The following is a 12,993-nucleotide window of genomic DNA, read 5'->3' on the forward strand; positions in this document are numbered from 1 at the left end:
CCCGTCCGCCGCTCGCCGGCAAAAGTAGCAAGCTACTTTCCCGCTGCCGCTCGACTTGCATGTGTTAGGCCTGCCGCCAGCGTTCAATCTGAGCCATGATCAAACTCTTCAATTTAAGTTTGGTTGCTTCGAAAAGCGGCTCAATGAATTGCTGAATTAACTGCTGCAACTAAAAGTTGCTTTGGTCACTTCATCAGACATTGAAAATCAAAAATTGTTTTTTGATGCTCGATGCTGTGAGTGCCCACACAGATTGCTTGATTCAAATTGTTAAAGAGCAGGGTCTGAAACTATAACCCTCACCAGCTTGCTTTGCAAGGTGGACCATACACGCACTGCGCCGTGCTGATGGAGGCGCATTATAGGGATATGATTCTCGCTGACAAGCGAAAACTACGTGTTTATTTGAAAAAGACGTTCAGGTGTTTAATCAACAACCAATCAGACTAAAAAGCCGTCAACGATTCATCTAAATGAGCCCGCACACCTTCTCTATCACTACCAATCGGTACCCGTTTTCGCCACATCAAGATCTACATGCCAGCCACGCCAGGCATACAAAAATGAAAAGGGCCCCTCGGGGCCCTTCATATCACGCTGCTATAGATCAGATGGAGAAACTTGAACCGCAACCGCAGGTCGTCGTGGCGTTGGGGTTGGTCACGGTGAAACGGGAACCTTCCAGGCCTTCGGTGTAATCCACGCTGCCGCCGACCAGGTATTGCAGGCTCATGGGATCGATCACCATGGTGACGCCGCTCTTCTCGACCACGGTATCGCCATCATTGATTTTCTCGTCAAACGTGAAACCGTACTGGAAACCGGAGCAGCCCCCCCCAGTGATGTAGACCCGCAACTTGAGTTCGGGATTCTCTTCTTCGGTGATCAAGGTCTTTACCTTGTTGGCTGCCGCATCCGTCATCTGGATGGGCAAGGGGGCTTCTGCTACTGCACTCATTGCTGACCTCACAACCGTTACATCCACAAACATGGAAACCGCGAAATTATCCAATACCCGACCATTTAGTTCAAGTATTCACCACTCTCTTACTGTGCTGCCGGCAAGGGGGCTGGTTGAGCGACCAGAGGCTTGAGCACCTCGTTCCACTCGGCCACCAGCTCCTGGGCCGGTTGCCGACCCTCCTTCGGGATGAGGATTCTCACCCTGTCCGGGATGAAGCCTGAGGGAAGCTGCCAATTGCCCTCCAAGAGCTGGAAATATCGCAACGCGTAGCGTCCCTCCCCCACCTTCATGCCAAGATCCCGGCCACTGAGGATCCTGGGCTTGTCAGCCAGACTGCCTTCGAGCCGGATCTGCACCTGCCCCCGAAACAGCTCCCGCTTCTTGGCGGGTTGTGTGAGCGCCAGACGATAGTGGTAGCGACCCGGCACACTCGTCTCCTGCAATGTTAGATTGTCGATGGATACCCCCACCTGTTCGCCGGTGGGACGCATGATGCGTTCGAAGAAGGCGAGCTGACGCTTCTGCTCCTGTACCTGGGCTTCCTGATCCTTGAGCGTCTGCTGAAGTTGCTCGAAGGCGGCCTTCTGGGTCGCCAGCAGGGTCTCCCTGACGCCGAGATCCGTCTTCAGTTGTGCAATGGCCTTGCTCTGACGCTCCAACGTCTCTTGCTGCACCGTCACCAGGCTGCTCTGAGCCAGCTCCTGTCTGTTCCCGACGACATAACCGATACATGCCCCCACAGCCAGCACCACCAATAACTTCACGATTTGGGACATAAGGCCTCTTCTATATGCCGACATCAACACGGCCGGTTTCTTTTCACTATACGCGACCATGCCGGATTGATACGGATAAACAAAGAGTTAACCGGTCGCGATGCTGCTTTCACCCCGGTTTTGACGCGCAGCAAGCCGTAAAGTTCGCTCCAGGATCTGGGAATAGATGGGACGCCCCCCCAACCATTGCGCCACCAGGGTTGCCCCTATGGTGGTGATCATCATGGGCAGGATCAGCTGATAGTTGTCGGTCATCTCGGTCACCAGCACGATGCCGGTGATGGGGGCACGCACGGTGGCGGCGAAAAGCGCCCCCATGCCGGCGATGGCAAAGGCGCCCGGTTCGATGCCGAGATCGGGAAATGCAGAGTGGAACAGGTGACCAAAGATCACCCCGAACAGGGTGCCCAGCGCCAGGGTCGGCGCAAAGACACCACCAGGGGCCCCCGAGCAAAAGCAGATGAGGGTACCCACCAGTCGCACCGAGAAGATGATGAAGAGCGTCGCCATCGCATAGTCTCCCCCCGTCAGATGCGGGATGAGCTCGATTCCCCCTCCAGTGACCGAAGGGGCGAACAGCGACAGCATGCCAAAGGTTCCAGCCACCCCCATGCCGATGATGACGAAGCGGTGGCGCTTGTTCTGATGCAATGCCAGGTAACCATCCTGACAGGCGAGCACCAGCTTGTTGAAGACGAACCCCAGCACACCAAAGCAGCCCCCCATGAAAAGAAACAGCCAGAGCGCCTTCAAGGCCGGAGCGTCGTAGTGAGGCAGCATGATGACGGGGGATTGCCCTTTCATGTTCTGCAGCATCAGGGTCGCCATGACGGCCGAAATCCCGACCGCCTTGATGGCGAGGAAGGAGTAGCGAAATTGCGGTCGCATCTCTTCCATGACAAACAGTATCCCTGCCAGCGGGGCATTGAAGGCCGCAGCGAGACCACCCGCCGCACCGGCAGCCAGCAGGGCATGGCCATGCTCCTTGGGCAACCGGAAGATATCCGCCACCATCTTGCCGAGGTTGCCCCCTATCTGCACCGAGGGCCCCTCCCGCCCCAGCACCATGCCGGAACTCAGGGTACAGACCCCGCCAAAAAACTTCACCGGCAACACCCGCCACCAGCGTACCGGGCGCAGGTCGTCCATGGCCCCTTCAATTTCCGGGATACCGGATCCCCCCGCCTCGGGGGCAAAGGCATGAGTGAGGAAATAGCCGACCAACCCCAGCAGGGCGCTGAAACCAAAGCCGAGCAGGCCAAGCTGCCACCAGGGGCGATCGGCCAGCAAGTCGACACGCTGCTGGGCCAGCCAGTGAACGCAAGACTCGAACAATCCGCACACCAGGCCTGCCAGCAGGCCGACCAGGGCCGCCAACAGGAGCACCAGCAGCGGCATCTTGTCCCGCCGTATCAGGCGCTGCAAGACTGGAGGACGACGCAGCGAGGCCGCGTCGGCGGAAGGAATGGCTTGTTGCTCCATGGATAATCACGCTCATCTAACGAGGACCAGACACACCTCGGCCTCGGCTGCCCAGCTCTGGGCCTTTCTGCTATAGTCGGCCCGTTTCATGTATCACGGGCGAGAGTCCGGGGCGAGAGCGCAAAGCATACTCCTCCCGCCATCCCCTGCCGAGCCGCAATCGGCAGCCTGCGCCCGGGTAACGACCAAAATCCCATTAAGGATGATCCATGTCAAAATCAGATCAGCTGTTTGAACAGGCCCGCCAGACCATTCCCGGTGGCGTCAACTCACCGGTCCGCGCCTTCAACGGGGTCGGCGGTACACCCCGCTTCATCGATCACGCCGATGGCGCCTACCTCTATGACGTGGACGGCCAGGCCTATGTGGATTACATCGGTTCCTGGGGCCCCATGCTGCTGGGTCACAACCACCCGGCCATCAAGGCCGCTGTCATCAAGGCGGTGGAGAAGGGACTGAGCTACGGTGCCCCGACCGAAATCGAAGTGCTGATGGCCGAGAAGGTGCGCCAGATCGTCCCCTCCATGGAGCAGGTGCGGATGGTCAACTCCGGCACCGAGGCGACCATGAGCGCCATCCGGCTGGCCCGCGGCTATACCGGTCGCGACAAGATCGTCAAGTTTGAAGGCTGCTACCACGGCCACGCCGACTCCCTGCTGGTCAAGGCCGGCTCAGGCGCCCTCACCCTGGGTCAGCCCAACAGCCCGGGCGTACCGGCCGATTTCGCCAAACACACGCTCACCTGTGTCTTTAACGATCTGGACTCGGTGCGCGAAGCCTTTACCCAGTACGGCAGCGAGATCGCCTGCATCATCGTCGAGCCGGTCGCAGGCAACATGAACTGCATCCCGCCGGTGCCCGGCTTCCTGGAAGGGCTTCGCGCCATTTGTGACGAGTTCGGCGCCCTGCTGATCCTGGACGAGGTGATGACGGGTTTTCGCGTCTCCCTGCGTGGTGCCCAGGGCCACTACAACATCGACCCGGATCTCACCACCCTTGGCAAGATCATCGGTGCCGGCATGCCGGTGGGCGCCTTCGGCGGCAAGAAGAAGGTGATGCAGCACATCGCCCCGACCGGCCCCGTCTATCAGGCTGGTACCCTCTCCGGCAACCCGGTGGCCATGGCCGCCGGCCTCACCATGCTGGACCTGCTGCTGGAGCCGGGCCTCTATGAGCAGCTGAGCGCCAAGACCGCCCGTGTCGCCGAAGGGCTGAAAGCGGCCGCCGCCAGGCACGGCATCCCGCTTGCCATCAACTACGTGGGCGGCATGTTCGGCTTCTTCTTCACCGACGAGCCCGAGATCACCCGCTACGAGCAGGTGACTCGCTGCGACATGGAACGCTTCAAGCGCTTCTACCATCTGATGCTGGAAGAGGGTGTCTATCTGGCACCGAGCGCCTACGAGGCGGGCTTCCTGTCGCTTGCCCACGGGGACAAGGAGATTGAACACACCCTGGCGGCCGCCGAGCGCAGCTTCGCCAAGCTGGCTGGCTGACAAGCCGCAAGATGTGCAGAGGGCCCCGATGGGGCCCTTTTTTTGTTTGCTCGTCCCGACAAGGCACCATAGTGGTGCATCCTTAAGTCCCTCACCGGAGCCTTGCCACCTGCTGGTGCGCCGCGCCGTACACGGGCTGTCATAAATCGGGCCCACAATTTGCAGAACCCTGCTCAGGAGCCCATTGGACCGAGGTGTATATGGCAGAGATGAGCCCCATCGATGTGCTGCGGCGCTATCAGGAGTACGAAACCGAGCTGGCCCCCCTGCTGCTGGGGCTGCTCACCCTCCCCGAGGCGTCTCTCAAGACCTATGCCTTCGTCGAGGAGGTGAAGAGCCTGGCCCCCCAGATCAGGCCAGCCATACTGGCGCCCGTTCCGGCAGCCCAGGGGCAGCTGCGCCTGCTGGTGCAGGGCCATGGCCGGGAGCTGGAGATCAACCTGCACCAGCTGATCGCCTGGCTGATGGGGGACAGGGAGCGGCGGCGCGCCATTCCCTGGTTCAGGGCCGTCTACGTTGTCCTGAGTCTGGCCCTGTTTCTCATCGTCGGCACCCTCATCTGGCACGGGCTGGAACAGCTCTATCTGCTCCTGTGCGGCACCCAGCAGAACCGGCTGGGCGCCTTCAGCGCCATCATCTTCCTCACGCTCGCGCTGGCGGTGTTCGATCTCGGCAAGACCATCCTCGAAGAGGAGGTGCTGCTGCATAAGGACATCTTCCGCCACAGCGCCATCCGGCGCACCATTACCCGCTTTATCGCCGCCATCCTGATCGCGGTCTCCATCGAGGGGTTGCTGCTGCTGTTCAAGGGATCCCTCGGCCAGAGCGAACTGCTCTGGCCTGCGGTGGGGGTGATGGGGTGCGCCGTGGGGTTGCTGCTGGCGCTGGGGCTCTATGTGTTTCTCGGTGCCAGGGCGGAAGCCGCACTGGTCGCCTCCAGCCAGCAGACTGCCCACTCGGAGGGGGCTGCCAGGGGCATCAGAAGAGGCGCCAGGACCGGGCGAGCGGGATGACATACCAACGCGGGGTGCCCGTGCAGGCGGGCCTCGCCGACGCCAGCTAGCTCGTCGCCTCTGCCAGCGCGGGCGCTGGCTGTCGCCGCGCCGCCCGCCAGGAGGCGTACATGGTCCAGGAGGTATAGATGACGATGAAGGCCACCAGCCATTTGAGCATCTCCATCTCCATGGATTTGACCAGCATGGCCGCCAGCACCACGCCGATGGGGCCGAAGATGGCCACCGCCAGCACGGCCCGCGCATCGAAAGCCCCCTTGCGAATGAAGGTCCCCGCCGAGAAGACGCTGAGCACGGCGGTGGATCCCATCATGATGGGGAAGGCCACCAGCGGGTTCATGCCGAGCAGATAGACCAGGGTCATGCAGGGGGCGAACAGGCCGATACCGACGTTCATCAGGGCTCCGAACAGGAAGTTGCCGGCAAGGGCGATCCCCAGCTTGTAACCGCTCAGCCCCATGGCCTCGCCACCGAGGGGGAAGAGCCCGAGCAGACCGGCAAAGATGAGACCGGCGACCACCAGCAGGGAGACCGCCATCACCAGCCGGATGGTCTGGCGATCAAAGGAGGCCACGTAACGGGCGCCCCAGGCCGCACCGGCCGCCGCAGCCGCCATCATGCTGATGAGGGTGACGGGATCCACGTTGACCACGCCGATGAAGATGAGAGCTTGGGTCACGGTCGGCAGCACGCACTGGCCGTTGAGGGTACCGGGCAGCACCCGATCATCGATCAACCTGAACTGCTTGTAGCAGGCGGTCTTCACCGCAAAGCTCCCCACCCCCAGGGTATCGAGAAAATTGGCCACAAAACCGATGGCCGCCACCGGCCAGAAAGGGGTGGCTTCGAGCTGGCCATGACGCCGTTTGTTCCACCAGGCACGGACCAGCATAAAGAGAAAGACCAGGGCACAACCGATAAACAAGAGACGCAGAAAAGTGACAAGCATGGGGATACCTCCAACAACGGGCGGCGATTCTAAGGCAGCGGAGGGAAAAAATCCTGGCCAGGATCATGAGACGACGGGTGCAAACGTTTGGCCGCGACTATTTTGGCTGGCAGAACCCGAATGGGGCTATCCATACTGGTTGGGAGGGCGACAGCCCGGGCTCATCGGGCGTAGTCCTGGTCATTTCGCGACGACCACAGCACCGGTGAGGCGTAAACGAAAGAAGGCGGGGTGACCCGCCTTCTTTTTTCATTCTCCGTCAGGCAATCCAGCGTGGCAGCCGGGGAGCCAGGCGGTCGATCAGGCGATCCGACACGGGAGTGAGCAACAGCAGCGGCAGGCAGATGAGGGAGAGGCAAAGAGCGCCCACATAGACGTCCGTCATCCAGTGCGCACCAGCCAGGATGCGGGGCGCCGAAAACAGGGGCACCATCACCACCGCAACCACCCCGGCCCAGCGCGGCAGATAGCGCAGGGCAAAACCGGCGAAGATCATCAGGAAGAGGGCGTGATCACCGGGGAAGCTGTCACCGGCGGAGTCCTTGGTGGGAATCGCACTGATCTCGGTCAGGCGCAGAGCCCCGTCCACCATCAAGGTGGGGCTGGGACGGCTGACCGGCAACAGATGCCCGAGCTGATTGATCACCAGGGCCCCCAGCAGCATCACTACCCCCATGGCCACCAGACGACGGCGCTCCTGTCCGTCGGCACGGAAGAAGCAACCGGCGAGGATCCCGCCCATGCAGGCCAGCGCGGCCAGATCGAACAGGCGGTTGTTGGTGATGGCCACCAGATCGGCCCAACGGGGGGAGTGGCCAATCCAGCCATTGACCAGCTGGAAGAGGGCGAGATCCCACCCATCCCAGGGGCCGTGCTCAGGCAGGGCGCCCCAACTGAAGGCGATGAGGCCCCCGGCCAGATAGAAAGGAATGAACTTGCTCATGCCGACGTGTCCTTCGAAAAACGCTCATTCTAGGCCAGCCGCAAGATGACTTGCATCACAAAAGTGTAAGAATTCGTGTAACAAAGGTATTCCATCGGCTCTTCTTTTGGCGCCGCCGACCGGGTGGACAAGCGCGTCCCCTCCTTGGCTCTCCCACCGGTTGCGGCTAGTATGGGCGCTCCCTTCGTTCAGGATGATGATGATGCGCAGCTACCTTCGCATGATGTTGTTTGCCCTCGGTTTGCTGGCAGGTGTACAGATCCCCGGGCTGGTCGATCTCTACTTCCAGCGGCTGGATGCCCGGCTGCAGCAGGCTGGTCTGGCACTGGCCCCCTTCCAGCGCACGGCGGACCAGCACTTCAATGGCGATCTGCAGGCGCTGGTCGCCCATTACGGTGCCAGCCAGGATCCCGTCTTCACCCAGGATGCCACCAGCCTCCAGCAACTGGTGAACCAGCAGCAGCACCTTCAGGGGGAGATCGCCGTGCGGGAGAGTCCCTGGTACCAGCAGCTCTCCCACCTGTTGCTGCGCGCCGATCCCGCCCTCTGGCAGGATACCCTTCACAACTACGGCTATGTGGTCCCCCTCAAACAGGCCGCCATTTTCTGCGGCGTGGCGGCGGGTCTGCTGGCCTCCCTGGCGGGGGATCTGCTGCTCGGCCTCCTGCTGCTGCCATTTCGCTCCCGCCAGCGCATCCCCCGTCACGGCCTGCGCTGATCCCCTCTCACTGCCAACCGGGGTGCCCGCCCCGGTTGGCGGCTACTCGAAGGGTTCGAGATAGGTTTCTATGGCCTTCTTCAGCCAAGCCAGCACCTTGCCGTGATGGGCGTTCTCCGACAGATAGACTCCGTAATCGCGCCACTGCAGGCTGAACTTGTGCTTCAGGGTCAGCAGCTCTCCCAGGCGCAGCTGGCTCTGGATAAGGGGTGAAGGCAGCACCGCCCAGCCCAGACCATCCAGCACCGCATCCCGCATCAGCTCGAAACTCGACAACCCGATATGCTGCCCTCCGATGGGCAGCAGGCTCTTGACCGAAAACGCGTCCACATAAGAGAGAGTGACCTGGGTGTGATCGGTCAGATCCTGCTGCAACACCCGCTTCAGCCCAGCCAGCGGGTGGCTTGGCGCGACCACCATCAGGGTGCGGATCGGGTTGAGCACGTCGATGCAAAGACCGCTGCGCTCCTGTTCCTCGGTGATGAGGCCGAAGGCGGCATCCACGAACCCCTCTTCCACCAGGGCCGGCAGCTCCGGCGGTGAGGCCAGCACCAGGGAGATGCTGGTGCCCGGAAACTGGCGACGCAGCGCCCCCAGCATCTCGCGCCATACCACCTCGGGAATGGCGTCGTCCCGGGCTACCCGCAGCGCCACCTCGGCACCGGAGGCATGGTGCTCGCACTTGAGCTTCAGGCTGTTGGCGGCCTGCAGCAGCCGCTTGCAGTCGTCCAGCACTTGCTCGCCGATTTCGGTCAGTCGGCTCTGATTCGCCCCTCGTTCGAAAAGTTCGACGCCAAGCTCCACTTCCAGGGTTGCTATCGCCGAGCTCACGGCGCTGCGACTCTTGCCAAGTCGTCTGGCGGCATTGGCTATCGAACCACTGTCTGCTGTTTCTACAAAGAGTTGTATCTGATTTAGCTTCATGGCTTCAAACTGGCGGCAGATTATTCCATCACCACCTTATCCCCTGGCCCGCCCCCAAGGCAAACAAGCAGCGACAGCTTTCTCGACGCTCAGCGATAACCTTGCCCGTTTCGGGTGCCGTTATCCTCTCTTCGTCGCAGCAACAGAAGGAAACTGCATGTCATCCCGTCCCCTGCTTTTGGCCCGCCTCTTTCTGACAGGGGCCATCCTGACCGAGGTCGCCGGCACCTCCTCCATGGCCCTGATTCCAGAGAGCGCGAGCGGCTGGATCCACTATCTGCCGATGTGGCTCCTCATCACCCTCTCCTACCTGCTGCTCGCCAAGGCCGCCAGGACAATCTCCATTGGTATCGCGTTTGCGCTGTGGGAAGGGTTGGGGATCGCCCTCATCACCGCCGTCTCCGTCCTGTTCCTCGGCTACGAGCTGAGCATCCAGGAGTGGATCGGACTGGCGCTGGCCATAGTGGGGATTGTCATGGTGACCCTGGGCGAGACCCATGATGCACCAGCCCCCACCCGCCAGAGGAGGGAAGCCCCATGCACCCGTTGATCATCGTACTGAGCGCCGCCCTGCTGGATATCGGCGCCAACATGGCAATCAACCGCTCCGTCGGTTTTCGCGACAAGGGGTGGGGCGTCCTCGGCATTCTGCTGGTGCTCTGTGCCTTCACTCTGCTCAGCGAGGCGGTCAGTACCGGCAAGATCGATCTGGCCGTGGCCTATGCCACCTGGGGTGCCATCGGCATTCTGGGCACCGCTCTCGGCGGCTTGCTGCTGTTTGGCGAGCGGCTCAAGCCCATCGGCTGGGTCGGCATGCTGGTGATGGCCGTCGCGGTCGCCCTGCTGACCACAGCATGATCCCCTCTCCAACCCCATGAAAAAAGCCGCCCTGTTCCCAGGGCGGCCTTTTCATGGTCAAACCGATCACCCAGATTGCAACAGGCAGCCTAACGCGCTGCCTCGTACAGCTCCAGCGGCAGGCCGTCGGGGTCGGCGAAGAAGGTAAAGCGCTTGCCGGTCAGCTCGTCCACCCGCACCGGCTCCACTTCCACCCCGTGCTGCTCCAGGTGGGCGATGACCCGGTCGAGATCCGCCACCCGAAACGCCAGGTGGCGCAACCCGCACGCCTCCGGCCGGGAGGGGCGCGGTGGCGGCGCCGGGAAGCTGAACAGCTCCAGCTGGCTGCCGTCCGGCAGCGCCAGATCCAGCTTCCACGACTGACGCTCGGCCCGCAGGGTCTCGGCAATGATGGGCAACCCCAGCACCTGGTGATAGAAGTGGCGCGAGCGCGGATAGTCGCTGGCGATGATGGCCACGTGATGGATGGCCTCAAACAGGGGATGGGTCATGGCAATCCTTGCAAAACGGGCAGCCTGCGCTGCCCGTCTTCGTCAGTTGAAGAAACCGTTGAACCAGTTGTCCAGGGCATTCGCCGGGTCCGAGACCGGGCTGGCACAGCTCATGGGCTCGGCCAGACCGGCCAGCTTGGCCGGCACCTGGAGACTGCCGGGACAATCGCTGGCCACCCGGGCACCGCTCGAGCGGGAGAAGTTGGCCCAGCTCACCCCTTCGGGCATCTTCAGCCCCAGGCTGTTGACCCCTCGCTGGCTCATGTAGCCGCTGAACAGCTGCAAGGCGCCACTGGCACCGGTCAGCCCGGCCGGTGTGTTGTCGTCACGGCCGACCCAGACGCTCACCAGCTCGTTGTTGTCCATCCCGGCAAACCAGGAGTCACGCAGCTCGTTGGTGGTACCGGTCTTGGCGGCCATGGTGGCCCCGGGGAACTTGGCACCGAGCGCCCGGGCCGTCCCCTGGCTCACCGTCTTGGTCATGGCGAACAGGGTCAGCCAGCTTGCCTGGGGATCCGTCACTCGCTTGGCCGCTTCGTCATGCTGGTAGAGCTGGCGTCCCTCGCCATTCACCACGGCCCGGATGGCCGACAGGGGCTGGGTCAACCCCTGGTTGGCAATGGGCAGGTACATCTGGTTCACCTCCATGGGCGAGAGCGCCACCGCCCCCAGCACCAGGGACGGATAGGGCTGGATCTCCTGCTGCACCCCCAGCTTGTGCAGGGTGTCCACCACCTTGTCCAGGCCTATCTGCATCCCGAGGTTGACGGTCGGCACGTTGAGGGAGCTGGCGAGCGCCTCCATCAGGGGCACGCTCTGGCGGAACTTGCGGTCGTAGTTCTGCGGCGTCCAGATCTGGCCATCCTGGCCGCGAATCCGGATCGGCTGATCTTTAAGCGGCGTGCCAAGGGTCAGGCCGTTGGAGAGGCCGGTCAGGTAGACCGCCGGTTTGACCAGGGAGCCAATCTGACGGCGGGCATCCAGCGCCCGGTTGAAGCCGGCGTAGCGGGGATCCCGTCCCCCCACCATGGCGACCACCTCGCCCTTGTGCCAATCGGAGACCACCATGGCCGCCTCCAGCTTCTTCTTGCCACGCTGCTTCTCGATGGTGGCCAGACCCGACTCCACCGCCTGCTCGGCGGCGTGCTGGGCGATGGGATCCAGACTGGTGAAGATCTTGAGGCCGGACTGCTTGAGCAGATCCGGGCCGAAGCGGTTCTGGATCTCCCGCTTGAGCAGCCCCATGAAGGCCGGGGTACGGCCATAGCTCATCTGGCCGCGGGCGATGATGCCAAGGGGCTGCTTGCTGGCCAGGTCATACTCGGCCTGGGTCAGGCTGCCGTGATCCGCCAGCAGTTTCAGCACCAGATCCCGGCGCGCCTTGGCCCGGTCCGGGAAGCGCCAGGGATCGTAATAGGAAGGGCCCTTCACCATGCCCACCAGCAGGGCCACCTGATCGATGTCCAGCTCGTTGACCGGAATACCGAAGTAGAAGTAGGAGGCGAGCCCGAAGCCGTAGACCCCCTGGGAGAAGTTCTGCCCCAGATAGACCTCGTTGAGGTAGGCCTCCAGGATCTCGTCCTTGCTGTAGCGGTAGTCGATGAGCACCGCCATGTAGGCTTCCTGCAGTTTGCGCCACAGGCTGCGCTCACGGGTCAGGAAGAAGTTCTTGGCGAGCTGCTGGGTGAGCGTACTGCCCCCCTGCACGGTGCGCCCCGCCAGCAGGTTGGCTGCCATGGCGCGCATGATGGCCACCGGCGAAACGCCGCCGTGCTGGTAGAAGTCCCTGTCTTCCGTGGTGAGCAGCGTCACCAGCAGGCTGTCCGGCACCTCGGAGAGGCGCACCAGCAGGCGGTCTTCCCGATCCTCGGTGTTGAGGCGATCGAGCAGCACCGGGTCCATCTGGGCATAGCCGAGCTGGCGCTGGTTCTCCAGGGACTGGATCCCCTCGAGGCGCGCCCCGTTGAAGGTGAGGCGCAGGCCACGGGCACCGTCGGCACCGTCGTGGAACTCGAACGGCCGGCGCACCAGCTCGATGCGATTGCCGCTCACCGCGTACTCACCCGGGGTATGGGGCTGACGCACCTGCTTGTAGCTCAGCATGTTGAGCTCGCGCAGCATCTGGGTCTGGGAGAGCCGCTGGCTGGGATAGAGCTCCAGCGGGCGGCTGTAGACCATCACCGGCAACTGCCACTTCTCGCCGTCGAAGCGCTCGCGCACCTTGGTGTCGAGATAGATGCCAAACACCACCATGAAGGCCGCCACCACCAGAGAGAGCTTGAAGCCCAGCCAGAACAGGGTGCGCCAGATGGTGCGTTTGGGCGCCGCCTTCTTGGGCGTGCGCTTGCGTCGTTGGGTTGCCATAAATCCTCTTGTCGT

13 protein-coding genes and 1 rRNA gene are annotated in these 12,993 nt (G+C 62.4%); 5 read left to right on the forward strand and 9 right to left on the reverse strand.

The window, feature by feature from the left end; all coding sequences use genetic code 11:
* From HKD46_RS15580 to clcA, 4 genes are all read right to left on the reverse strand, one after another.
* A 16S ribosomal RNA gene (locus tag HKD46_RS15580) occupies nt 1-115 on the reverse strand; the annotation flags it as partial.
* Between the two features lie 492 nt (nt 116-607).
* On the reverse strand, nt 608-958 hold the full coding sequence (erpA, locus tag HKD46_RS15585; RefSeq protein WP_010675554.1) for an iron-sulfur cluster insertion protein ErpA: 351 nt from the start codon (nt 956-958) through the stop codon (nt 608-610).
* A gap of 89 nt (nt 959-1,047) precedes the next feature.
* Nucleotides 1,048-1,740 (reverse strand): DUF6776 family protein, encoded by a 693-nt coding sequence (locus HKD46_RS15590; RefSeq protein ID WP_069784194.1) that lies wholly within the window; start codon nt 1,738-1,740, stop codon nt 1,048-1,050.
* An 87-nt stretch (nt 1,741-1,827) separates the two neighbouring features.
* Nucleotides 1,828-3,222 (reverse strand): H(+)/Cl(-) exchange transporter ClcA, encoded by a 1,395-nt coding sequence (clcA, locus tag HKD46_RS15595; RefSeq protein ID WP_039040862.1) that lies wholly within the window; start codon nt 3,220-3,222, stop codon nt 1,828-1,830.
* 209 nt (nt 3,223-3,431) lie between these two features.
* Here clcA and hemL point away from each other — a divergent pair, with 209 nt between their 5' ends.
* Nucleotides 3,432-4,718 carry a glutamate-1-semialdehyde 2,1-aminomutase gene (gene hemL / locus HKD46_RS15600; protein ID WP_010675557.1) on the forward strand — a complete coding sequence of 429 codons (1,287 nt, stop codon included), beginning with the start codon at nt 3,432-3,434 and terminating at the stop codon, nt 4,716-4,718.
* Nucleotides 4,719-4,918: 200 nt separating this feature from the next.
* Nucleotides 4,919-5,731, forward strand: a complete 813-nt coding sequence (locus HKD46_RS15605; protein WP_171865638.1) for a hypothetical protein — start codon at nt 4,919-4,921, stop codon at nt 5,729-5,731.
* A gap of 46 nt (nt 5,732-5,777) precedes the next feature.
* Here HKD46_RS15605 and HKD46_RS15610 read toward each other — a convergent pair whose 3' ends face one another.
* Both HKD46_RS15610 and HKD46_RS15615 read right to left on the reverse strand, forming a co-directional pair.
* Nucleotides 5,778-6,680, reverse strand: a complete 903-nt coding sequence (locus HKD46_RS15610; RefSeq protein WP_171865639.1) for a sulfite exporter TauE/SafE family protein — start codon at nt 6,678-6,680, stop codon at nt 5,778-5,780.
* A gap of 259 nt (nt 6,681-6,939) precedes the next feature.
* The gene (locus tag HKD46_RS15615; protein WP_069784197.1) at nt 6,940-7,623 is read right to left on the reverse strand and encodes a phosphatase PAP2 family protein; all 684 of its coding nucleotides are present in this window, start codon (nt 7,621-7,623) and stop codon (nt 6,940-6,942) included.
* 202 nt (nt 7,624-7,825) lie between these two features.
* On the opposite strand from HKD46_RS15615, the gene HKD46_RS15620 reads away from it, so the two are divergent.
* On the forward strand, nt 7,826-8,341 hold the full coding sequence (locus HKD46_RS15620) for a DUF2937 family protein (RefSeq protein ID WP_052815230.1): 516 nt from the start codon (nt 7,826-7,828) through the stop codon (nt 8,339-8,341).
* Between the two features lie 42 nt (nt 8,342-8,383).
* Here HKD46_RS15620 and HKD46_RS15625 read toward each other — a convergent pair whose 3' ends face one another.
* Nucleotides 8,384-9,265 (reverse strand): LysR family transcriptional regulator, encoded by an 882-nt coding sequence (locus HKD46_RS15625; protein WP_052815231.1) that lies wholly within the window; start codon nt 9,263-9,265, stop codon nt 8,384-8,386.
* Between the two features lie 157 nt (nt 9,266-9,422).
* Here HKD46_RS15625 and HKD46_RS15630 point away from each other — a divergent pair, with 157 nt between their 5' ends.
* Nucleotides 9,423-9,815, forward strand: coding sequence for a multidrug efflux SMR transporter (locus HKD46_RS15630; RefSeq protein ID WP_043155747.1), 393 nt, complete (start codon nt 9,423-9,425; stop codon nt 9,813-9,815).
* Complete coding sequence (locus HKD46_RS15635) at nt 9,803-10,123, forward strand: SMR family transporter (RefSeq protein WP_171865640.1); 321 nt, start codon at nt 9,803-9,805, stop codon at nt 10,121-10,123. Before HKD46_RS15630 ends, HKD46_RS15635 begins: the two co-directional genes overlap by 13 nt.
* Nucleotides 10,124-10,212: 89 nt before the next feature.
* Here the strand turns inward: HKD46_RS15635 and HKD46_RS15640 are convergent, their stop codons facing one another.
* The gene (locus HKD46_RS15640) at nt 10,213-10,614 is read right to left on the reverse strand and encodes a VOC family protein (protein WP_010675565.1); all 402 of its coding nucleotides are present in this window, start codon (nt 10,612-10,614) and stop codon (nt 10,213-10,215) included.
* A 42-nt stretch (nt 10,615-10,656) separates the two neighbouring features.
* Nucleotides 10,657-12,978, reverse strand: a complete 2,322-nt coding sequence (gene mrcB, locus HKD46_RS15645) for a penicillin-binding protein 1B (RefSeq protein ID WP_010675566.1) — start codon at nt 12,976-12,978, stop codon at nt 10,657-10,659.
* Nucleotides 12,979-12,993 lie beyond the last annotated feature (15 nt).

This window comes from Aeromonas sp. TW 6, from assembly GCF_013168745.1.
In the GTDB taxonomy this organism is placed as follows: domain Bacteria; phylum Pseudomonadota; class Gammaproteobacteria; order Enterobacterales; family Aeromonadaceae; genus Aeromonas; species Aeromonas caviae.